At 72.9% G+C, this 20,255-nt stretch carries 21 protein-coding genes, 1 pseudogene and 1 riboswitch; of the genes and pseudogenes, 8 read left to right on the forward strand and 14 right to left on the reverse strand.

Going from position 1 to position 20,255, the window contains the following annotated elements:
- The first annotated feature begins 71 nt into the window (after positions 1–71).
- Both CO540_RS17845 and CO540_RS17850 read left to right on the forward strand, forming a co-directional pair.
- Complete coding sequence (locus CO540_RS17845) at positions 72–1,025, forward strand: hypothetical protein (RefSeq protein ID WP_099162929.1); 954 nt, start codon at positions 72–74, stop codon at positions 1,023–1,025.
- Complete coding sequence (locus CO540_RS17850) at positions 1,025–1,966, forward strand: hypothetical protein (RefSeq protein WP_099162930.1); 942 nt, start codon at positions 1,025–1,027, stop codon at positions 1,964–1,966. The genes CO540_RS17845 and CO540_RS17850 overlap by 1 nt, the downstream gene beginning before the upstream one ends.
- 16 nt (positions 1,967–1,982) lie before the next feature.
- On the opposite strand, the gene CO540_RS17855 is transcribed toward CO540_RS17850, so the two are convergent.
- The 3 genes from CO540_RS17855 to CO540_RS17865 all read right to left on the reverse strand — a co-directional run bounded on the left by CO540_RS17855 (position 1,983) and on the right by CO540_RS17865 (position 4,835).
- Positions 1,983–2,834, reverse strand: a complete 852-nt coding sequence (locus CO540_RS17855) for a menaquinone biosynthetic enzyme MqnA/MqnD family protein (protein WP_099162931.1) — start codon at positions 2,832–2,834, stop codon at positions 1,983–1,985.
- Between the two features lie 123 nt (positions 2,835–2,957).
- Entirely contained in the window at positions 2,958–4,208 is a 1,251-nt protein-coding gene (locus CO540_RS17860) for an MFS transporter (RefSeq protein WP_099162932.1), read from the reverse strand.
- Between the two features lie 45 nt (positions 4,209–4,253).
- Positions 4,254–4,835 carry a helix-turn-helix domain-containing protein gene (locus tag CO540_RS17865; protein ID WP_099162933.1) on the reverse strand — a complete coding sequence of 194 codons (582 nt, stop codon included), beginning with the start codon at positions 4,833–4,835 and terminating at the stop codon, positions 4,254–4,256.
- 102 nt (positions 4,836–4,937) lie between these two features.
- Between CO540_RS17865 and CO540_RS17870 the strand changes: the two genes are divergently transcribed.
- Together CO540_RS17870 and CO540_RS17875 are read left to right on the forward strand one after the other, a co-directional pair.
- On the forward strand, positions 4,938–5,324 hold the full coding sequence (locus CO540_RS17870; protein ID WP_157779151.1) for a nitrilase-related carbon-nitrogen hydrolase: 387 nt from the start codon (positions 4,938–4,940) through the stop codon (positions 5,322–5,324).
- 151 nt (positions 5,325–5,475) lie between these two features.
- Positions 5,476–7,521 carry an AAA family ATPase gene (locus tag CO540_RS17875; RefSeq protein WP_099162935.1) on the forward strand — a complete coding sequence of 682 codons (2,046 nt, stop codon included), beginning with the start codon at positions 5,476–5,478 and terminating at the stop codon, positions 7,519–7,521.
- A gap of 180 nt (positions 7,522–7,701) precedes the next feature.
- On the opposite strand, the gene CO540_RS17880 is transcribed toward CO540_RS17875, so the two are convergent.
- Genes CO540_RS17880 through CO540_RS17895 form a run of 4 tightly spaced genes read right to left on the reverse strand, consistent with a single transcriptional unit; the run spans position 7,702 to position 9,926 of the window.
- Positions 7,702–8,301 carry a hypothetical protein gene (locus tag CO540_RS17880; protein ID WP_099162936.1) on the reverse strand — a complete coding sequence of 200 codons (600 nt, stop codon included), beginning with the start codon at positions 8,299–8,301 and terminating at the stop codon, positions 7,702–7,704.
- A 4-nt stretch (positions 8,302–8,305) separates the two neighbouring features.
- Positions 8,306–8,659 carry a YbaB/EbfC family nucleoid-associated protein gene (locus tag CO540_RS17885; RefSeq protein WP_099162937.1) on the reverse strand — a complete coding sequence of 118 codons (354 nt, stop codon included), beginning with the start codon at positions 8,657–8,659 and terminating at the stop codon, positions 8,306–8,308.
- Positions 8,660–8,668: 9 nt separating this feature from the next.
- Complete coding sequence (locus CO540_RS17890) at positions 8,669–9,595, reverse strand: WXG100 family type VII secretion target (RefSeq protein WP_099162938.1); 927 nt, start codon at positions 9,593–9,595, stop codon at positions 8,669–8,671.
- Positions 9,596–9,605: 10 nt separating this feature from the next.
- On the reverse strand, positions 9,606–9,926 hold the full coding sequence (locus CO540_RS17895) for a type VII secretion target (protein ID WP_099162939.1): 321 nt from the start codon (positions 9,924–9,926) through the stop codon (positions 9,606–9,608).
- Positions 9,927–10,075: 149 nt separating this feature from the next.
- On the opposite strand from CO540_RS17895, the gene CO540_RS17900 reads away from it, so the two are divergent.
- The 3 genes from CO540_RS17900 to CO540_RS17910 are packed head-to-tail and all read left to right on the forward strand — an operon-like array spanning position 10,076 to position 12,565.
- Positions 10,076–10,966 (forward strand): ABC transporter ATP-binding protein, encoded by an 891-nt coding sequence (locus tag CO540_RS17900; RefSeq protein ID WP_099162940.1) that lies wholly within the window; start codon positions 10,076–10,078, stop codon positions 10,964–10,966.
- Positions 10,967–10,975: 9 nt separating this feature from the next.
- Positions 10,976–11,713, forward strand: coding sequence for an ABC transporter permease (locus tag CO540_RS17905; RefSeq protein ID WP_091565198.1), 738 nt, complete (start codon positions 10,976–10,978; stop codon positions 11,711–11,713).
- A 45-nt stretch (positions 11,714–11,758) separates the two neighbouring features.
- Entirely contained in the window at positions 11,759–12,565 is an 807-nt protein-coding gene (locus CO540_RS17910; protein WP_371682226.1) for a VOC family protein, read from the forward strand.
- 92 nt (positions 12,566–12,657) lie between these two features.
- Here the strand turns inward: CO540_RS17910 and CO540_RS17915 are convergent, their stop codons facing one another.
- From CO540_RS17915 to CO540_RS17930, 4 genes and pseudogenes are all read right to left on the reverse strand, one after another.
- The gene (locus CO540_RS17915; protein ID WP_099162942.1) at positions 12,658–13,422 is read right to left on the reverse strand and encodes an ABC transporter ATP-binding protein; all 765 of its coding nucleotides are present in this window, start codon (positions 13,420–13,422) and stop codon (positions 12,658–12,660) included.
- 224 nt (positions 13,423–13,646) lie between these two features.
- Positions 13,647–14,744, reverse strand: coding sequence for an iron ABC transporter permease (locus CO540_RS17920; RefSeq protein ID WP_099164818.1), 1,098 nt, complete (start codon positions 14,742–14,744; stop codon positions 13,647–13,649).
- Positions 14,745–14,812: 68 nt separating this feature from the next.
- Positions 14,813–15,745 carry an ABC transporter substrate-binding protein gene (locus CO540_RS17925; RefSeq protein WP_099162943.1) on the reverse strand — a complete coding sequence of 311 codons (933 nt, stop codon included), beginning with the start codon at positions 15,743–15,745 and terminating at the stop codon, positions 14,813–14,815.
- Between the two features lie 107 nt (positions 15,746–15,852).
- A riboswitch (cobalamin riboswitch) is annotated at positions 15,853–15,946 on the reverse strand.
- Positions 15,947–16,066: 120 nt separating this feature from the next.
- Positions 16,067–17,377, reverse strand: a pseudogene (locus CO540_RS17930) (M14 family metallopeptidase); the annotation flags it as partial.
- Between the two features lie 205 nt (positions 17,378–17,582).
- Here CO540_RS17930 and CO540_RS17935 point away from each other — a divergent pair.
- Positions 17,583–18,923 (forward strand): C39 family peptidase, encoded by a 1,341-nt coding sequence (locus tag CO540_RS17935; protein WP_099162945.1) that lies wholly within the window; start codon positions 17,583–17,585, stop codon positions 18,921–18,923.
- Between the two features lie 51 nt (positions 18,924–18,974).
- Here CO540_RS17935 and CO540_RS17940 read toward each other — a convergent pair whose 3' ends face one another.
- The 3 genes from CO540_RS17940 to CO540_RS17950 form a co-directional block, all read right to left on the reverse strand.
- Positions 18,975–19,454: a hypothetical protein gene (locus CO540_RS17940; protein WP_099162946.1), complete on the reverse strand. Its 480-nt coding sequence runs from the start codon at positions 19,452–19,454 to the stop codon at positions 18,975–18,977.
- Positions 19,455–19,515: 61 nt separating this feature from the next.
- The gene (locus tag CO540_RS17945; RefSeq protein WP_098744053.1) at positions 19,516–19,794 is read right to left on the reverse strand and encodes a DUF4229 domain-containing protein; all 279 of its coding nucleotides are present in this window, start codon (positions 19,792–19,794) and stop codon (positions 19,516–19,518) included.
- Positions 19,795–19,821: 27 nt separating this feature from the next.
- Positions 19,822–20,250 (reverse strand): hypothetical protein, encoded by a 429-nt coding sequence (locus CO540_RS17950; protein ID WP_099162947.1) that lies wholly within the window; start codon positions 20,248–20,250, stop codon positions 19,822–19,824.
- Positions 20,251–20,255: the final 5 nt, after the last annotated feature.

Here is a 20,255-nt window from a genome sequence, read left to right on the forward strand (position 1 = left end):
TTGTGGCGACGGGGCCGAAGACATGCGGAAGCGCCGGTCCCCCCGGCCAGACATCTGGAGCTCACCCACTCATGCGACCTCGCGTGACCATGGTGCTCGCCATCGTGGCGGTCCTCATCGGCGGCGTCATGCTGGTCCCCGCCGCGTACGCGAAGCTCTCCGGCGGCGACGGCGGAAGCGGCCTCGGCGGCATCGGAGGCGGCCAGCAGGTGCCAGCGCCGAGCCCGACCGCGCCGCCGGCCCCGACGCTGGCCGACGCCCCGGTCTCGGTGAACTTCAAGGGCGAGTTCTTCTCCTGGGCCCTGATGGACCGCAAGACGGGCCGGATCACCGGCGCGAAGAACATGACGTCCACGAACTCGACCGAGTCGATGATCAAGGCGTGGATCGTCTCCGACTATCTGCGCCAGCTCGGCGACAAGCCGCTGAGCGCCCAGCGGCGGCAGCAGGTCGTCACCGCCATCCGGGACAGCAACGACAACGCGGCCGAGTCGCTCTACAACGCCGGCAAGCGCCGGCCGGTGCTCGAACGGATGATCAAGGTCTGCAAGCTGACCGACACGAAGCTCGAATCCACGTCGGCGAAGTGGGCGTACACCCAGATGTCGCCGCGTGACGCGGTGCGGATGGGCACGTGCATCGGGGACGGCCGCGCCGCCGGCCCGAAGTGGACCGACTTCGTGCTCAGCGAGATGACGAAGGTCCGGGGCGGCGTCAAGGACCAGAAGAGTGTCACCGTGCAGGGTGGGCGTTGGGGCATCATCGACGGCCTGCCCGCCTCGGTGAAGGCGCAGGGGCCGGTCAGCATCAAGAACGGCTTCACCATGCTCTGGGCCGATGTGCAGTGGCACGTGAACTGCCTGGCCATCACCGACGACTGGACCCTGTCCGTGATGATGCGCTACCCGCAGAAGAACGGCCTCGACTACGGCGCCAAGGTGTGCGCGAGCGTCGCCACGCAGCTCGTCACCCCGCAGCCCGGCGCGGCGCTCAAGGTGCCGCAGCAACCCGTCGGGAAGCTCTGATGGCCGGCGCCCGCCGCCGGCCCGGCAGCCACCGCCGGCCGCTGGCGTTCAGCGCCGTGGCCCTGGCCCTGGTCGGCCTGCTGGTCCTCTCGCTGCGGCTGGTGCCCGGCTCGCCGTTACGGACGACCTCCACCGCACACCCCGACGTGGCCGGCGACCGGTCCACCACCCAGCCCACCGACCGCAACGCCCGACCCCGACCCGCCCCGTCGCCGTCGCCGTCCCTGGAACCCCTGCCGTTCGCGGCCCAGGACCTCGACGACCTCGACCTCAAGGGCTGGTACGCCTGGTCCGTCCTGGACAAGCGGACCGGGAAGATCATCGGCTCGACGAACATGGGCGAGACGAGCACCACCGCGTCGCTGATCAAGGCGTGGGTGGTCGCCGACTACCTGCGCCGCAGCGCCGAGGCGGGCAAGACCCCGAGCGACGCCAAGCTGGCCGACGCCACGAAGATCATCCGGGACAGCGACAACACCCGGGCCCAGGAGTTCTACGAGAGCGTGGGCAGCGCGGCGTCGATCAAGCGGCTCATCTCGATGTGCAAGCTGACCGACAGCAAGGTGGCCGCCGACGGCGGCTGGAGCCGGACGCTGCTCTCCCCGCGCGACACCGCGCGGCTCGGACTCTGCATCGACGACGGCCGGGCGGCCGGGCCGAAGTGGACGAAGTGGCTGCTCAACGAGATGCGGCTGGTCCGCGGCGCCGGCGACTTCGGCATCCGCAAGGCGTTCCCCGCCGGCGAGCAGAAGAAGATCGCCATCAAGAACGGGTGGATCGACCGGCAGAAGGAAAAGGAATACCACGTCAACTGCCTGGCGATCGGTGACACCTGGACCATGGGCGTGATGGTCAAGAGCCCGTTCAGCGTCGGCGGGTGGGACTACGGCATGAAGGCCTGCGAGCAGATCACCGAGGCGCTGCTGCGCCCGGCGACCTGACCCGCGCCCCGGGCACTCAGCCCTGGAAGAACTCCGGGCCGTCCGCCGGCAGCGCCGGCACCTCCCCGTACGCGGCCGCCCGGCGGGCGAACTCGCGCAGCCCGGCCACCTGCCGCTCGCCCAACGAGAAGTCGAGCGTGCGGAAGTAGGTGGCCAGGGTGGCCGCGTCGAACGGCTCCCAGCGGGCCGCCGCCTCGGCGACCTGGTCCAGCTCGGCCAGGCACAGGTCACGCGAACGCAGGAACGCCTCGTGCACCTCCTTGACCAGGCCGGGATGCGCGGCGGCGAACTCCCGGCGTACCGCCCAGACCGCGAACACCATCGGCAGCCCGGTCCAGTCGTGCCAGGCCTGACCCAGGTCGGTCACCGCGAGGCCCTTGCCCGGCGCCTCGTACAGCGCGCGCAGCGCCACGTCGCCGATCAGCACCCCGGCGTCGGCCTCCAGCAGCATCTGGGTCAGGTCCGGCGGGCAGCGGAAGTATTCCGGGCGCACCCCGTGCCGCTCGGCGAGCAGAATCTGGGCCAGCAGCACCCCGGTACGCGAGGTGGAGCCCAGCGCCACCCGGGCGCCGTCCAGCTCACCCAGCGGCTTCGTGGACACCACGTTGACCGAGAGCACCGGGCCGTCGCTGCCCACCGCCAGGTCGGGCAGGAGCAGCAGCTCGTCGGCGTGCTTCAGGAACTCCACCAGCGTGATCGGGCCGATGTCGAGGTCACCGGCGACCAGGTCGGCGCTGAGCCGGTCCGGCGAGTCCTTGTGCAGGTCGACGTCGAGCAGCGCGCCGGACCGCATCAGACCCCAGTAGATGGGCAGGCAGTTCAGGAACTGGATGTGCCCCACCCGGGGGCGGGCGATGCGGTCGGCCATGACCCGACCGTATCCCCGCCGCCCCCGCCCCGCCCCACGGGCCGGCCGGTAAGTGGTTCATGCCGCACCGAGGGGGAAGGAGGGGCCCCCTGTTAACGCATTCGGTAGAGGAGGGGGCCCCGGTTAACCGCCCACCCCCGCCGGGGACGGCGCGGCGACGGGGGCGGCGGCGCGGTCGGCGCGTACCGCCCGGCGGACCGGCCCGGCCAGCGCGACGACCGCCAGCAGGCCGGCCACCCCGCAGCCGGCGACCAGCGGCCGGGGCCCGGCCACCTCCAGGAGCAGGCCGCCGACCAGGAAGCCGCCCATCCCGGCGCCCTGCACCGCCGCGCCGAAGACCGCGAACGCCCGGCCTCGGGCCTCCTCCGGCACCCGGCGCGCCAGCAGCAGCTGGTCGAAGACGTTGTTGCCACCGTTGGCCACGCCGCCCAGCAGCCAGACCGGCACGAGCAGCCACGCCACCGGCACCGCCGCCGAGACGAGCACGGCCAGGCAGCAGCCGCCGAGCAGCACCAGCCCGGCCCCGAGCAGCGCGCCGTCGTCGACGAGCCGCCGGGCGACCCGGGCGAACACCCAGGCGCCGACCACGATGCCCAGCGTCCAGGCCCCGGTGACCAGCCCGTACACGGTGGTGGAGCTGTCCAGCGTCTCCCGGATGAAGAAGACCTCGATCACGTTGATCGCCCCGACCGCGCCGACCACCGCGGCGACGCTGCCGACCATCACCATCAGCAGCGGGTCGCGACGCAGCCGCCACGCGGGCGTGACCGCCGTCGCGGCCCCGGCCGCCGTCGACCCACGCCCACCCCGACGGGTACGGATGAGCAACCCGGCCACCACCAGCGCGAGGTAGGTGCCCGCGTCGACGAGCAGCGGCACCCGGGTGCCGAACTGACCGACGAGCAGCCCGGCCAGCGCGGGCCCGGCGAGCGCGCCCAGCGTGCCGGCGGTCTGGTTGAGCGCGCCGGCCCGGGGCAGGTCCGCGGGTCGGACCATCACCGGCACCAACGCGGCGAGCACCGGCTGGGTGACCGCGAGCCCGGTGGCGAGCAGCGCCACCAGCGCGATGACCAGGACCGGGTCCCGCGCGTACGCGAGCGCCACGCAGATCCCCGCCTGGACCAGGCCGGCGGTGACCAACAGGACCCGGCTGTCCACCCGGTCGGCGAGGCGGCCGGTCAGCGGGGCGAGCGCGACCAGCGGCAGCGTCGCGGCGAGCAGCAGCCCGGAGACGGCCAGGCCACCGGCCCCGGCGGACTGGAGCGCGAGCGTGAGCGCGGTGGCCGCGAGGAAGTCGCCGCAGCTGGAGACGCCCCGGGCGACGGTGGCCAGCCAGACGTCGGACCAGCGCGAGCCGTCAGATGTGAAGGACATACTTCGAAAATATTCCTTCACACCTGCCGCGCGCAAGACCCAGGCTCAGTCGATCGGCATCGCCCGGTACTGCATCGCGACCTTGCGAACCCCAGCCGGCGGATCGGTCCGGGCCCGCTGCCGATAGGGCGCGATCAGCGCCTGGATCGCTTGGTTGACCTCGACCAACTCCTCCGAGGTCAGCAGCAGCACGCTGTCGCTGAGCCAGGTCGCCTCGTACCACTCGCGCGGCTCGTCCGGCGCGCGGCGCAGCCAGTCCCGGACCCGCTGGGCGTCGCGCACCAGGTGCGCCTCGACCAGCGCCGCCTCTGCCGCCCGGGTGTCCGGGTCGGCGTCCGGCCCCGCGTCGACCGAGTACGAGGCGTTCACCGCCTCCCACACCCGTTCCCGCGCGTCGCCTCGACCCGGCGCCTCCCGCACCAGGCCGAACTTCGCCAGCTCGCGCAGGTGGTAACTGGTCGCGCTCGGCGACAGGCCGGCGATCTCGGCGCACTCCGTCGCGGTCGCACCGCCCTCCACCGCGCTGAGGTGTTCCACGATCGCCATACGGGCCGGGTGAGCGAGCGCCCGCATCACCTGCGGGTCGCTGATCGTCACCCGGCGCCGCTCCGGCCGCGCTTCCGTCATGCCTCCATGATTGCCGCCCGCACGTCCCCGCCGGCATTCGGGGACGACGCGCCGGCACAGCGCCCCCTAGGCTGTCCGATCACCGTCGAAAGGGCACCGACCATGCGGACGTCCGTGGTCATCGGCCAGGTCCCCACCGGTTGGGACCTCGCCCGCAACCTCACCGGCATCGCCCGGGTCGTGGCCGCCGCCCGGCCCGGCGACATCGTGCTCCTGCCCGAGGGCGCACTCTCCGGGTACGCCCCGGACCTGTCCCCCCTGGCGCATCTCGACCTCGACGCTCTCGAACGGGGCATCTCCCGGCTGGCCGCACTCGCCCGGGAGCACGCCGTCCACCTCTTCTGCGGCTCCCTGCTGCACGACGACGGCGCCTGGTGGAACACCGCCCTCTACTTCGCGCCGGACGGCGGGCGGTGGACCTACCGGAAGATCAACCTGGCGATGAACGAACCGCAGTCCGGGCATCATGCCACCTTTCATCAGCCGTAATTCGGTGGCGCCGGCGGCTGGAGGGCCGTAACGTGGACGGCCGCCCGACGGCCGCGGTGAGCACGCACCGCAGCGGACGTCCCCGCGCCGGGAGCAGGCCAACCGCCCCGGACACGCGAGCGAGCATCATGTTGAGCCTTGGGAGTTCACAGTGCCCGCAACAGAACTGGAAGACGCCACGACCCTCGACGCCGATCTGGCCGCCGAGCGCGCCCACCTGGACACGTCCCGCGCCGCGTTGCGCCGGATGCGGGAACGCGCCGAGGCGCTCTTCGCCACCGGCGACAAGGTGGCCGGCGACGCCTACACCGCCGAGCAGCTCGGTCGGCACATGGCCCGCCGGGTCAAGGAACTGGCCGACGATCCCACCACCCCGCTCTTCTTCGGGCGGCTCGACTTCGGCGAGACGGACCCGGACCACGCGGGGCGGGACTACCACGTCGGGCGGCGGCACGTCACCGACGAGCGGGGCGAGCCGCTGGTGCTGGACTGGCGGGCCCCGGTCTCCCGGTCGTTCTACCGGGCCAGCGCCCGCGACCCGCAGGGCGTCGCGGTGCGCCGCCGGTTCGGGTTCAGCGTCGGCGTGCTCACCAGCTTCGAGGACGAGCACCTGGACCGGGGTGAGGAACTCGGCACCGCCAGCCGGATCCTCACCGCCGAGATCGAACGCCCCCGCGTCGGCCCGATGCGGGACATCGTCGCCACCATCCAGCCCGAGCAGGACGAGCTGGTCCGGGCCGACCTGGCCGACTCGATCTGCGTCCAGGGCGCGCCGGGCACCGGGAAGACGGCGGTCGGGCTGCACCGCGCCGCGTACCTGCTCTATCTGCACCGGGAGCGGCTGCGCCGGTCCGGCGTACTGATCGTCGGGCCGAACCGGGCGTTCCTGTCGTACATCGCGTCGGTGCTGCCCGCGCTCGGCGAGGTCGAGGTCGAGCAGGCCACGGTCGAGGACCTGGTCGCCCGGGTGCCGGTCCGCGCGGTCGACGACCCGGCCGCCGCGACGCTCAAGCACGACGTGCGGATGGCCGAGGTGCTGCGCCGTGCCGTCGACGCCCACATCGGTACGCCGACCGAGCCGATCATGGTCTCGGACGGCTCGTTCCGGTGGCGGATCGGGCTCGACCCGCTGCACCGGCTGGTCGCCGAGACGCGGCAGGAGGGACTGCCCTACGCCGTCGGCCGGGAACGGGTCCGGGCCCGGGTGGTGGGACTGCTGCAACGCCAGGCCGAGGCACGCCGGGCGGAGTCACCGAGCGACGCCTGGCTGCGCCGGATGAGCCGGATCAAGCCGGTCACCGATCTGCTCGACGCGGTCTGGCCGGCGCTCACCCCGGAGGGGCTGCTGCACCGGCTGCGCACCGACGCCGACGCGCTCGCCGCCGCCGCCGACGGCCTGCTCACCGGAGCGGAACAGGAGCTGTTCCGCTCCGGGAAGGTGGCGCGGACCGCGAAGGCGACCCGGTGGACCGCCGCGGACGCGGTGCTCGTCGACGAGGTGGCCGGGCTGCTGGAGCGGCCCGCCGGCTTCGGGCACGTGGTGGTCGACGAGGCGCAGGACCTCTCCCCGATGCAGTGCCGGGCCATCGCCCGGCGCAGCGAGCACGGCTCGATCACGCTCCTCGGCGACCTGGCCCAGGGCACCGCGCCGTGGGCGGCCACCGACTGGCGGGACTCCCTGGCGCACCTGGGCAAGCCGGACGCGGCGGTGGTGCCGCTGAGCGTGGGCTTCCGGGTGCCGGCCGCCGTGGTGGCGTTCGCGAACCGGCTGCTGCCCGCGCTCGCCGTCGACGTACCCCCGGCCCGGTCGCTGCGCCACGACGGCGCGCTCGACGTGCGTACCGCCGAGGACCTGACGGCCGCGACGGTGGCCGAGGTGCGGGCGGCGCTCGCGCACGACGGCTCGGTCGGTGTGATCGCCGCCGACTCCACCGTGGACGCCCTCCGCGCGGCCCTCGCCGAGGCGGGCGTCGAGACCGCGACCGCCGACGACGTCGAGGCCGCGGCGCGGGTCACCGTGGTCCCGGCGACGCTGGTCAAGGGCCTGGAGTACGACCACGTCGTGGTCGTCGAGCCGGCCGCGATCGTGGCCGCCGAGCCGCGCGGCCTGCACCGCCTCTACGTGGTGCTGACCCGGGCCGTCTCCGGGCTGGCGGTGCTGCACCGCGAGCCGCTGCCCGCGCCGCTGGCCGGCTGAGTCGCCTGACGTCGGTCACCCGCGCCCGTGGCTGCCGGCCGCGTCGCTCAGCCCGACCGGCGTCGCTCAGCCCGACCGGCGTCCGTCGGCCCGACCGGCATCGCTCAGCCCGACCGGCATCGGTCAGCCGACCGGCGTCCGTCGGCCCGACGGGCGTCGGGCGACCGCGTCCCGGAGCGGTCAGGCCGACAGCGCGGCGGCGACCCCGCGCAGCGGGCGACCCGACTCCGCGATCGGCACGGTGAACGACAGCCAGGATCCGTCGGCGAAATCGATCCGCAGCCGCTTCGGGTTGAGCCGGTGCCAGCCCACCCGGGCGGAGGCGACCTGCGACCGCGCGGCCGACCACGCCACCTCGGTCTCGGCCAGTGCCCGCTCCTCGGCATCGCGCCCGCCGAGCAACGCCACCGGGCCGGTGCGGCAGACCAGCAGCCGCCGGTCGGTGACCGCGAGCAGGGTCTCCCGGACCGCGCCGTCCGGGCGGGGCGGATTGATCGCCCGGTGCAGGCGGGAGGCGGTCGAGCCGGCGGCGCCGCGACCGGCGATCCCCCAGCCGACGAGGTCGACCAGGCGGTCGCCACGGTCCCAGGTGGCCAGTGGCAGGAGGACGTTGAGCAGCACGGACCCGACGGTCCGCCGGCCGGCCCCGGCGGTGGGCGACGGCTCCGGCGGCGGTGGCGGGGTCAGCCCTCCGCCGACATCGGCCTTGGCGTGGGCCAGCACGTGCTCGCCCGGCTCGACGAGCCGGTCGATCCGCTCGCGGTATCTGGTCTCGTCCATCGGCTCAGTATCGGTCGTGGTCGTAGCCGTCGTCGGTGCGGCGCTCCGCGGCCGGTGCGTTGCCCATCACCTCGCCGACGATCTCGCGCACCCGCGCGGCGGCGGCCTCCTGCGCGCGGTTCGCCGCGGCGGTCAACTCCTCGGCCAACGTGTAGGAGTCGAAGCGCATGGCCCGCGCGTTGATCTCGGTGGAGAGGATCCTGCCGTCGGCGGCGGCCACGACGGTGACCAGGCCGGAGTCGCTCACGCCCTCGGCGCTGCTCTGCTCCAGCTCGGCCATCCGCGCGCCGAGCTCACGCTGCCACCCGTCCAGGTTGCGGGCCAGCGCCTCGATCCGGTCCAGGGCCGGGAACGTCATGGCTGCCTCTCAGTTCACGATCGAGTCGAACACGTTCTGCACGCCCTTGGTGTACGGGCCGAGGTCCTCGCGGTAGGTGCCGTCCACCAGGTAGTTGCGGTCCTTGTGGCCGTCGGAGACGTCGTGCAGGCCCACCCCGGTGTCGAGCAGCGCGCCGCCGATGCCCGGGATGTTCACCGGGGACGCCTGGTTGATCGCGAACTTGCCCGGGAACAGGATGGCGGTGCGCTTCATCTTGAACGCGAACGCCTCCTTCGTGTAGCCGGACTTGTTCCACGCCTTGTACGCCTTCTTGGCCTTGCGCAGCTCCATCACCAGCTTGCGGTAGCGGGTGAGCAGCTCGGCGACCTTCTCCAGCTTGGTGACCAGCTTGGTGAGGATCTCCGCGAACCGGGCCACGATCTTGACCATGCGACCGACGGTGGTGGCCAGCCTGGCCAGCACCCGGACGACGGTGGCGGCCAGCGTCACGCCGGCGCTCAGCGCCGCCGCCACCGCGGCGATGATGACCTCGGTGAGGAACCAGAGCAGGAACTCGAGGATCAGCTCGACCAGCAGGTTGAACGCGTCGACCGCCGCGTTCGCGGCGTCGACCAGCACCTCCTTGGTGCCGTCCAGCCCCTTGGTCAGCTCCTCGATCGCCTGCTCGACGGATTCCATCGAGGCGTGGAACTTCTCCGCCGCGTCGCCGTCCCAGGCGCCGCGCAGGCGGGCCCGGTCGGCGACCTGGTCACCCGCGATCTGCCGGACCGCCTCGCCGGTGGTCAGCGCCAGCTGTGCCGCCCGCATCAGGTCGTCCGGCTCACCGGCGACCAGCTCCAGCAGCTGCTCGAACGGCCACAGCACCGCGTTGGAGAGCGGCTTGAACGGGTCGGGTGTGCCCGACACGATCTGCTCGAAGTAGGTCTTGTTGCGCTGGAGCGCCTCGGTGCTCATCGATGCCCCCTCAGGCGCCCGGCGTGAACATGTCGGTGGTCGCCACGTCCGTGCCGGTGTAGGCGGCGGCGGTGTCGGTCAGCCCCTCGGCGATGTCGGCCATCACCTCGGCGCCGTCCGCCAACCCCTCCAGGCAGGCCTCGAACTGCTCGGCGTACGCGGCGGCGAGGCTGAACGACGCGGGCATCACGCCGAAGGAGTGCCGGGCCACGTGCCCGTCGCCGAACAACCGGTGCAGCTCGCGGAAGCGGGTGGCCCGGTCCCGGGAGGCGGCGGCGAACGCCGTCAGCGCCTCCGGCTGGACGTCGAGATTCCTGCTCGGACTGGTCACGGACCCTCCCCAGTGTCCGGTCGGAAACCACCGTCGCCCTCGACGGCGCCACCAGACTAGGTGATGCGCACACCCCGGCAGGGGGCGGTGCGACTGGCGTGCACACGGTAGACAGAGAAGGCACGTTCCTTCGCCCGAGGAGTCCGCCGATGATCCTGGCCCACGCCGAACAGGTGAGCCGCCGCTACGGCGAGGTGCTGGCGCTGGACCGGGTCGACCTGACCGTCCGGGCCGGGGAGCTGGTCGGCCTGCTCGGCCCGAACGGCGCCGGCAAGAGCACGCTGATCAACCTGCTGGTGGGGCTGCGCCGCCCCACCGCCGGCCGGGTCGAACTGCTCGGCGGCGACCCCCGCGACCCGGCGAGCCGACGGCAGCTCGGCGTGACCCCGCAGGAGACCGGCCTGCCCGGCACATTGCGGGTCGGCGAGGTGGTCGACTTCGTCTCCGCGCACTTCCCCGACCCGGTGCCCCGGGGCGAGCTGCTCGACCGCTTCGGCCTCACCGACCAGGTGCGCCGGCAGACCGGCGGTCTCTCCGGCGGCCAGCGACGCCGGCTGGCGGTGGCGCTGGCGTTCGTCGGCCGGCCTCGGCTGGTGGTGCTGGACGAGCCGACCACCGGGTTGGACGTGGAGGCGCGGCACGCGCTCTGGGAGGCCATCCGCGGCTTCCACACCGAGGGTGGCACGGTGCTGCTGAGCAGCCACTACCTGGAGGAGGTGGAGGCGCTCGCGCAGCGGGTGGTGGTGATCGGCCACGGCCGGGTGCTCGCCGACGACTCGGTGACGGCCGTCCGCGGCATCGTCGGCGTGCGCCGGGTCAGCCTGGTCGCCGACGACCTGCCGGCGTTGCCCGGGGTGGTCGCCACCGAACGCGTCGACGGGCGCGTCCACCTGCTCACCGCCGACGCCGACCAGCTCGTCCGGGACCTGGTCACCACCGGCGTGGCGTTCCGCGACCTGGAGGTCCGCCCCACCTCGCTGGAGGAGGCGTTCCTCGCCATCACCGCCGACGACCGGCCCGCGCCCACCCCCGCCGTCTAGGAGACCGCCGTGCCGCTCGCCCTCGTCCACGCCCGCTACCAGCTGATGGAGATCCTCCGGGTCCCGGTGGCCGTGGTGGGGAGTGCGTTCTTCCCCGCCGCCTCGATGCTCTTCTTCGTGGTGCCGTTCGCCGGCGACGACCCCACCGGGGCCAGCTACGCCACCGCCGCCATGGTCACGTTCGCCGTGATGACCGCCAACATCTTCCAGTACGGCGTGGGTGTCTCCGAGGATCGCGATCAGCCCTGGAACCCGTACACCCGGACCCTGCCGGCCGGGCCGGCGCCGCGGCTGGCCGGGCGAATCCTGGCCGGCCTGGTGCTGACGTACCTGTCGATGGTCCCGGTGGTGGTGATCGCCGCGGTGGCGACCGCGGCCCGGGTGACCGCGCCGCAGTTCCTGCTCGGGCTCGGCGCCGTCGCCGTGATCTCGGTGCCGTTCACGCTGCTCGGCCTCTCGATCGGCTACTCGCTGCCGAGCAAGGCGGCGATCGTGGTGGCACAGGTGGTCTTCTTCCCACTCGCCTTCGGCGGCGGCCTGCTCTCCGGGCCGGACGACGCACCCGGTTTCATCAAGGCGATCGCCCCCTACCTGCCGACCCGGGGCGCCGTCGAGCTGATGTGGGCGGCCGTCACCGACTGGCAGCCCGATCCCCGGGCGCTGGTGATGCTGGTGGTCTGGGTGGTGGCGCTCGCCGCGGTGGCCGGTTGGGCCTACCGGCGGGACGAGGGTCGCCGCTTCAGCTGACCTTTTGTCCGGTTCCGGCCCGAGGGTCGATCCGACGGTGCCACGATGCCGGCAGGCGGGCCAGTGGGGGCCGCCCCGGCGAGAGGGGCAACCGTGAACGGCGTCGAGCCCGGCACGCCCTGCTGGACCGACCTGGCCACCCCCGGCCTGGAGGACGCGAGACGGTTCTACCCGCAGCTGTTCGGCTGGACCGGACGGGTCTCGACCGAACCGGACGCCGGCGGCTACACGGTCTTCCTCAAGGACGGCAGGGCCGTCGCCGGCGCCGGACCGCCCGCCACGCCGGACCAGGTGCCGATCTGGTCGACGTACGTGGCGACCGACGACGCCGACCTGGTGGCCACCCGGGTCGAGGCGGCCGGCGGGCAGGTGGTGGTCTCCCCGTTCGACGTCGCCGGGCAGGGCCGGATGGCGGTGCTCGCCGACCCGGCGGGCGCGGTGTTCAGCGTCTGGCAGCCGATGGCGATGCGCGGGGCGGAGCTGTTCAACGTGCCCGGTGCCATGTGCTGGAACGAACTGGTCACGCCCGACCCGGAGGGCGCGCGGGAGTTCTACGCGCTGGTCTTCGGCTGGCATCCCGAGGAGCGACCGACCGGGCCGGTCGCCTACGTCGGGTGGCGCTGCGGCGCCCGCATCGTCGCCGGCATGCTGCCGCAGGCCGAGCCGCTGCCGGCCGACCTGCCGGCGTACTGGACGGTCTACTTCGCGGTGGCGGACGCCGACGCCACCGCGGCCCGGGCCACCGAGCTGGGCGGCACGATCCTCGTCCCGCCCCGCGACAACCCGGCCGGCCGTAGCGCCGCCCTCCGCGACCCCCAGGGCGCCCTCTTCTCCGTCTCCACCCTCCGCTGACCGCCCCCGTGTAAGGAGGGGCCCCTTCTTAACAGGTGGCGTTAAAAGGGGGCCCTTCCTCTACCGGAGGCGTTAAGAAGGGGCCCTTCCTTCTACCGCCGGCGGAGCGGGACCACGTGCGGCCCGTGCGGGCCGGGGATGACGCGGACGTGGGCGCGGTAGTGGAGGCCTAGGAGGTCCTCGGTGAGCACCTCCTCGGGTGGGCCGGCGGCGGCCACCCGACCGTCGGCGAGCAGCACCAGGCGGTCGGCGTACTCGCCGGCGACGGAGAGGTCGTGCATGGTGGCGAGCACGGTCAGGTCGTGCTCGCGGCGGAGCTGGTCGACCAGTTCCAGCACCTCCTGCTGGTGCCCGATGTCCAACGCGCTGGTCGGCTCGTCGAGCAGCAGCAGCGTGGCGCCCTGGGCCAGGGCCCGGGCCAGGAAGACCCGCTGCCGTTCCCCGCCGGAGAGGGTGGCCAGCTCACGCCGGCCGAATCCACCCAGGTCCAGCCCGTCCAGCACGTCGTGGACGGCAGCGAGGTCGGCGGCCGACTCGCGGCCCAGCGGCGGGATGTACGGGGTGCGCCCCAGCAGCACGTAGTCGAAGACCGACATGCCGGCCGGCACCACCGGGGACTGCGCCACGGTGGCCACCACCCGGGCCCGGTCACGGCGACGCAGCGCGCGGATCGGCGTACCGAAGAGGGCGACCTCGCCCGCTCCGGTGAGCAGACCGCCGACGGCGCGCAGCAGGGTGGACTTGCCGGCGCCGTTGGGTCCGATGACGGTGACCCACTCGCCCACCGCGACGGTCAGGTCGACGCCGGCCAGGATCGGGCTGCCGCCCAGCTCGACCCGCAGGTCCCGGACCCGCACCGCGGCGGCGGGCTCGGCTCGCGAGCCCGGCTCACTCCTCGCGCTCACAGAGCCACCTTCCGTTCGCGACTGCGGGGCTCGCAAACCCGGCTCACTCCTCGCGCTCACAGAGCCACCTTCCGTTCGCGACTGCGGGGCTCGCAAACCCGGCTCACTCCTCGCGCTCACAGAGCCGCCTTCCGTTCGCGACCGCGGGGCTCGCAAACCCGGCTCACTCCTCGCGCTCACTGGCCCACCCGACGGGCGGTACGCAGGATGAGGACGAAGAACGGTCCGCCGAGCACGGCGGTGACCACGCCGATCGGGATCTCGGCGGGGGCGGCGGCGGTGCGGGCGACCACGTCGGTCAGGGCCAGGAACGCGCCGCCGAAGAGCATCGACAGCGGCAGGATCACCCGGTGGCTGGCGCCGGCGAGCAGCCGGACGGTGTGCGGCACGATGATGCCGACGAAGCCGATCAGGCCGGACGCGGACACGGCGGCGGCGGTGCCGAGCGAGGCGGCGGCGATCAGCAGGTAGCGGGAGCGCTGCGGGTGCAGCCCGAGGCTGCTGGCCTCGTCGTCGCCGACGGAGAGCACGTCCAGCTCGCGCCGGTGCAGCAGCACCACCACGGCGGTGAGCGCGAAGTAGGGCAGGACCAGCCGTACGTCGTGCCAGCCGGCGGTGGCGAGCCGGCCGAGCAGCCAGGAGTAGACCTGCTGGATGGTGTCGGAGTGCTGTTGCAGCAGGTAGGTCTGCCCGGCGGAGAAGAACGCCGAGACCGCCACCCCGGCCAGGATCAGAGCGGCCGGTGAGCGGTCCCGCCCGCCGGCCGCGCCGAGCAGGTACGTCAGCACGACCGCGCCGAGCGAGCCGACGAACGCGGCGAGCGGGATGGTGACCGGCAGCCCGGTCAGCGCGCCGCCGGCCCCGGCGCCGAGCACGATCGCCACGGTGACCGCGAACCCGGCCCCGGCGGCGACCCCGAGCAGGTACGGGTCGGCCAGCGGGTTGCGGAAGACGCCCTGGTAGCAGCCGCCGGCCAGGGCGAGCAGCGCGCCGACGAGCAGGCCGAGCACGACCCGGGGCAGCCGCAGCTCGGTGACGATGGCGACCTCCCGCTCGGTGAGCCCGCTGTCCAGGTGCACGCCGGGCAGCAGGTTGAGCAGTTCGGCCGCGACGCTGCCGGGCGGCAGGTTGACCGGGCCGAGCGAGACGCCGGCCACCAGCGCGACCAGGACCGCGGCGAAGCCGGCGAGCAGCCACCGCTTGCGCAGCCCGGCCGGCCGGGCCGGAGCCGCCACCGCGCCGGGTCGTGGTCCGCCTCGGCCGGGTCGGGGCAGTCGGCCGCCCGGCCGGGACGCGTCGGGCGTCCCGGCCGGCACGGCGTCCACCGGTCGCAGGGCCACGGTCAGGCCGGGACCTTGGCGGTGGCGTCGACGATCACCTTGAGCAGGTCGACCACGCGGGGCCCCCAGCGCGACGCGATGTCGTCGTCCAGCGCCACGATCTGGTTGTTCTTCACCGCGGTGACGCCGCCCCAGCCGCTGCGCGCCTTGACCGTGTCCGCGTTCTGCTGGCAGCACTTGGTGTCGGCGAGGAAGACGAAGTCGGGGTTCGCCTTGACGATGACCTCCTGCGACAGCTGCGGGTAGCCGCCGTTCTTCCCGTCGGCGTCGGCCGGGTCGGCGATGTTCTCCAGGCCGGCGAGCGCGTAGATGGTGCCGATGAAGGTCTTGCTGGTCGCGCTGTACAGCTCGGGACCCAGCTCGTGGTAATAGGTCAGCTTCTCGGCGCGCTTGGGCAGGTCCTTGGTGAGCGCGGTGATGTCGTCCTTCATCCTGCGCACCACGGCGTCCGCCTCGGCCGGGTGGCCGGTGAGCTTGCCCAGGTCGGTGAGCTGCCGGTAGGTGTCGTCGAGCGTGCTCGCCGCCGGGGCGAGCAGCACCGGGATCTTCAACGCCACGAGCTGGCTGGCGATCTTGTTGGTGTCGTTGGCGATCACCACGAGATCGGGGTTCCTGCCGGCGATCGCCTCGGCGTTGGGCTGGTAGCCGGAGAGGTCGCTCTTCGGCGCGTCCGCCGGGTAGTTCGACTGGTCGTCGACGGCGGTGACCTGCTTGCCCGCGCCGATGGCGAAGAGCATCTCGGTCGAGGTCGGCGAGAGCGAGACGATCTTCTCGGGTCGCTTCTCCAGCGTCAGGTTGCCCACGCTGACCGGGAAGGCGCCACCGGAGCCGCCGGCGGCGGGGGTGTCGGTGGCGGTCTTCTCGGCGCAGCCGCCGAGCAGCAGCGCGCCGGCCGCGAGCGCGGCGGCGAAGAGCCGGGGGGTACGTCGGGACATCGATCCTCCTGTCGGTCGAGGAGCGTGGTGCTTCGCCGACAGGAGGGAAGGCCCGTCCGCGAGGCGCCCTTCCTCGAGAGCGCGTGTCGCGACCGGGCCGCAGGCGACCTGGCTCGTCCCACGTCCGTCGGCGCCGGCGGGAGGCCGACGCCGCGCGTACGGGGCATCACAGTTGCGGGACAGCGCCGGTTTCGCACCGGCTTCGCTGTGGCACGGTCGGTGCCACGGTAGCGCACGAGCAGCGGAGATCGTCCGGACGGGCGGGGTGGGTGGGGACCCCGGCGGGGGTGGAACCGGGATCCCCACCTCGTGGTGAGGTCAGCAGTACTGGCTCTGCTTGTTGATCGCCCGGTACGGGCAGTCGGCGTACTCGGACAGCAGCAGCACGGCCTCGCGGTTGCGCGAGGTCTGCGCCGGGATCACCTCGTCGGGCGGGTAGAAGCCGCCGCCGGAGGCCGAGCCGGGGTACATCTCGAAGGTGTACGCCCAGATCTTGTGGGCGCCCCACATCCAGTCGATGCTGGTGCCGTCGGCGATGTAGAGGTCGCTGGACTGCTCCGGGGTGTAGCCGTTGGTCGCCGCCATCTGCCGACCGATGGTGGCGAAGGTGTTGTACTGGTCGGCGTTCATCCCGGTGGCGGTGTTGCTGTACGTGTAGCCGTACGGCCAGAGCACCAGCTGCGAGTAGGTGTGGAAGTCGATGTTCGCCTTGATCTGCTGCACGCCGCCGACGACCCGGCCGTTGACGAAGTTGCGCAGCGCCGCCGTCTCCGGGGCGGAGAAGGCGGACGGGCCGCGGTAGGTGTCCGACGACTTCGAGCTGGACGAGCCGCCGCAGCAGCCCCACTGGTAGCTCCAGTTGCGGTTCAGGTCGGTGCCGACGTACGAGGAGCCGCTGTTGGGCTGCCGGTTCTTCCGCCAGGAGCGGTAGGAGCCGGTGGCGATGTCGTACTCGCTGCCGTCCGGGTTGACCGTGGGGACGATCCAGATCTCCCGGGAGTTGACGATGTTGGTGATCCGGGAGTCGGTGCCGTAGTTGTCGGTGAACAGGTTGAGCAGGTAGATCGCCATCTCGACGGTCAGGTGCTCGCGGGCGTGCTGCTGGGCGTTGAAGAGGATCTCCGGTTCGCTCTCGTCGGTGCCGACGTTGTCGGAGATCTTCACCGCCATCAGGTCCCGGCCCTGGTAGGAGGTGCCGATGCTGAGCTTGCGGGCGATGCTCGGGTGGTCGGCGACCACCTGGTTCACCACCGTGGTCAGCTCGGCGTAGTCGTGGTAGTTGGAGTCGGCGGGCGGGAAGGCGTACGCGGTCGCGCCGCCGGCCGGTGCCGGCGCGACGTCCTTCTCCAGCCGGAAGCCGAGCCGGTTGATCGCGGCGGCCTCGGCGCTGGTGGCCGTGACGTGCAGCACACCGTGCTCGGAGTAGTCGATCGCGGCGCCGGTGCGGGCGACCGCGCTGCGGTCGGCGACGGTACGCGGGCCGAGCACCCGGTAGGCGACGGCGGCCGGTTCACCGGACCGCTCCGGGGCCGGGCGGGCGGCGGCCGGTCCGGCGGCCGCGGTGACGAGGGTCAGGCCGACGGCGGCGGCGAGCGCCAGCCGGCGGCGGAGCGGGGATGTGCGGAAGGCCATCGACAACCTCCTGGGGGTACGGGAGATCCCGTTGTCCGCACACTTCACCAGGAGTCACATGGTCATATCAACATCTGTCTCTTCGTGGGGGCATCCCGACCGGATCGTCACGCCGGCAATGATTTTCCATGCCTGAACATCTGGCGAAACTTCCCGCCAAGCGCGACAGTGAACGGCAACGATGCCGTTTCCCTGTGGAGCTGCCATGTTCGGAAGACCCCTGCGCGCGGTCGCCCTCGCCGGCCTCACCGCGCTCACCCTCCTCGGCACCACCGCGCCCGCCCAGGCGCACGGCCACCGGCCGGGTGTCACCCACGACGAACAGATCACGTTCCAGGAGTTCTCCCGCTACCCCGACTGGCGCGGCGGTTCCCACCAGGGCACCCGGGCCGTCCCGGGCCGCCACCCCGCGCTGACCATCGCCCGGCCCGCCGGCACGACCGAGTTCACCGACGAACACACCGGCACGACCCGGACCTGGGAGTACGCCACCTGGACCTCGCCGGAGCGGCGGATCGGGTTCGACGCCACCGAACTGGTCGCGTCGTGGAACGCCAGCACCCCGGCCGGCACCTGGATCCAGGTCGAGCTGCACGGCACCTACAACACCGGCGCGCAGACCCCGTGGTACGTCATGGGCCGCTGGGCCTCCGGCGACCAGGACATCAAACGCGCCACGCTGGACGGTCAGGGTGACCCCTGGTCGAGCATCTGGACCGACACGTTCTCGATCGACGACGCTGCGGCAGGGGTGCTGCTGCGCTCGTACCAGCTCCGGCTGACCCTCTACCGCGCGCCGGGGCAGGCCGCCGCGCCGCAGGTCCGGATGGTCGGCGCGATGGCCTCGAACGTGCCGGACCGGTTCACCGTCACCCCGAGCCGGGGCGGCATCGCCTGGGGCACCGAGCTGGCCGTGCCGCGCTACTCGCAGAACGTCCACATCGGGGAGTACCCGGAGTACGACGGCGGCGGCGAGGCGTGGTGCTCCCCCACCTCCACCGAGATGGTGGTCGAGTACTGGGGCCGCAAGCCCTCGGCCGAGGACACCGCCTGGGTCGACCCCTCCTACCCCGACCCGACCGTCGACCACGCCGCCCGGATGACCTACGACCACGAGTACGAGGGCGCGGGCAACTGGCCGTTCAACACCGCGTACGCGGCCGGATTCCCGGGCCTGGAGGCACGGGTCACCCGGCTGCACTCGCTGGACGAGGTCGAGCGCTTCATCAAGGCCGGCATCCCGGTGGTCACCTCGCAGTCGTTCCTGGCCAGCGAGCTGGACGGGGCCAACTACGGCACCTCCGGGCACCTGTTCGTGATCGTCGGCTTCACCGCCGACGGTGACGTGATCGTCAACGACCCCGCGTCCTCCTCCAACGAGGCGGTCCGCAACGTCTACCAGCGCGAGCAGTTCGAGCAGATCTGGCTGCGCACCAAGCGCTACCGGGCCAACGGCACGGTGGCCTCCGGCTCCGGCGGCATCGCGTACCTGATCAAGCCGACCGACCGGCGGTGGCCGGTGGTCCCGGGCTCGACCAACTGGTGACCCGGACCGGGGCCCGGCGCGTTCCCCGCGCCGGGCCCCGGTGCGTCGCTGTCAGAGGGACGGGGCGAACGAGACAGGCTCGCCCTCGGGCTTGGCGCGGCGGTTGCGCACCGTCCGCACGATGATCACCACCCACGCCACCAGCGCGGCGACGCCGGCCAGGGTCAGCCCGGTGACCAGCAGGTACGTCGACCCGCCGGTGGTGGAGAAGACCCCGGCCCGAGCGCCGGTGTCGCGCGCCGGGGCGGTGCCGCCCACGGCGAGGCCGTCCGGAGCGTCGTAGAGGATGACGTCGGCGCGCCGGTCGTCACCCTGGTCGGCGGCGAAGGTGCCGCGCCACTCGCAGTTGCGCCGGCCGCAGTCCTCGTACACGGCGGTGAACGTGCCCGCCGTGCCGCCACCGTTGTGCGCCTGCCAGGTGGGCAGGAGGTCGGTCGCACCCATCATCAGCCCGATGCCGGCGATCACCGGCAGGCCGATCCAGACGAACACCTTGGTCCGCCATCCGTCGATCTTGTTCAGGAAACTCACGGCGGCTGACCCTAGCGGCCGGGTCGGGCAGCCGCTGCCCCGTTTCCGGGCGGGCGGCGCGTCAGCCGTCCCGGCGCTCGCCCTCCGGCGCGGCCTGGTCGTCACCGGCGAGCGCGGACCGCAGCCGGTCCTTCTCCGCGCGGCGACGCTCCGACGCGTCGGCCATCTCCCCGGCCATCTGGTCCCGCCAGCCCTTGAGCAGGAAGAACGACAGCGCGGCGGAGAACACCAACGCCAGCATCAGCCGCAGGAACATGTTCATGTCGACGAACCAGAGGGCTGCCAGCACGGCGACGAACAGCCCGATCCGGCCCAGCGTGTACTTGACCGCCGCGCTCATGCCCGCAATTCCCACTCTCTCCGCGCCTCAGCCCGTCCGCCGGGCCAACCAGTGCACGCCATGAAACCAGATGACCGCGTAGACCACGGTGAACACCGCCGCGGCCAGCGCGCCGGTGAACAGCGCCGGCAGGCCGGCGGCCAGCCCGGCCACCAGCAGACCGGCGAGGACGCCGACCGCGATGCCGACCAGCGCGGCCAGCACCCGGGCCGCGCCGAACTCCCACGCCCGGAAGTCGTCCCAGAACAGCCAGAGCGGCAGGATCACCGCCAGCCACCCGTTGGTGCGCCCGAAACCGCCGGCGCCCACGGTGGCGAACGCCCACTCGAAGAGCAGCAGCGCCAGCAGCCCGATCACCAGGCCGGCGAGGGTCACCCCGAGCAGGTCGCCGAGGGTGAGGATGCGCCCCTCGGCGTCCCGCCGGGGAAACGCGCGCTGCTGCTCCGGCGTGCTCATCGCCG

Origin of the sequence: Micromonospora sp. WMMA2032 (genome assembly GCF_002688545.1) — a bacterium.
Taxonomy (GTDB): domain Bacteria; phylum Actinomycetota; class Actinomycetes; order Mycobacteriales; family Micromonosporaceae; genus Micromonospora; species Micromonospora sediminicola.

Bases quoted from the DNA above. Each gene is read 5' to 3' on its own strand.
- CO540_RS17845 (WP_099162929.1), top strand. From the start codon at position 72: ATGCGACCTCGCGTGACCATGGTGCTCGCCATCGTGGCGGTCCTCATC.
- CO540_RS17850 (WP_099162930.1), top strand. From the start codon at position 1,025: ATGGCCGGCGCCCGCCGCCGGCCCGGCAGCCACCGCCGGCCGCTGGCG.
- CO540_RS17855 (WP_099162931.1), bottom strand. From the start codon at position 2,834: ATGGCCGACCGCATCGCCCGCCCCCGGGTGGGGCACATCCAGTTCCTG.
- CO540_RS17860 (WP_099162932.1), bottom strand. From the start codon at position 4,208: ATGTCCTTCACATCTGACGGCTCGCGCTGGTCCGACGTCTGGCTGGCC.
- CO540_RS17865 (WP_099162933.1), bottom strand. From the start codon at position 4,835: ATGACGGAAGCGCGGCCGGAGCGGCGCCGGGTGACGATCAGCGACCCG.
- CO540_RS17870 (WP_157779151.1), top strand. From the start codon at position 4,938: ATGCGGACGTCCGTGGTCATCGGCCAGGTCCCCACCGGTTGGGACCTC.
- CO540_RS17880 (WP_099162936.1), bottom strand. From the start codon at position 8,301: ATGGACGAGACCAGATACCGCGAGCGGATCGACCGGCTCGTCGAGCCG.
- CO540_RS17885 (WP_099162937.1), bottom strand. From the start codon at position 8,659: ATGACGTTCCCGGCCCTGGACCGGATCGAGGCGCTGGCCCGCAACCTG.
- CO540_RS17890 (WP_099162938.1), bottom strand. From the start codon at position 9,595: ATGAGCACCGAGGCGCTCCAGCGCAACAAGACCTACTTCGAGCAGATC.
- CO540_RS17900 (WP_099162940.1), top strand. From the start codon at position 10,076: ATGATCCTGGCCCACGCCGAACAGGTGAGCCGCCGCTACGGCGAGGTG.
- CO540_RS17910 (WP_371682226.1), top strand. From the start codon at position 11,759: ATGCCGGCAGGCGGGCCAGTGGGGGCCGCCCCGGCGAGAGGGGCAACC.
- CO540_RS17925 (WP_099162943.1), bottom strand. From the start codon at position 15,745: ATGTCCCGACGTACCCCCCGGCTCTTCGCCGCCGCGCTCGCGGCCGGC.
- CO540_RS17935 (WP_099162945.1), top strand. From the start codon at position 17,583: ATGTTCGGAAGACCCCTGCGCGCGGTCGCCCTCGCCGGCCTCACCGCG.
- CO540_RS17945 (WP_098744053.1), bottom strand. From the start codon at position 19,794: ATGAGCGCGGCGGTCAAGTACACGCTGGGCCGGATCGGGCTGTTCGTC.
- CO540_RS17950 (WP_099162947.1), bottom strand. From the start codon at position 20,250: ATGAGCACGCCGGAGCAGCAGCGCGCGTTTCCCCGGCGGGACGCCGAG.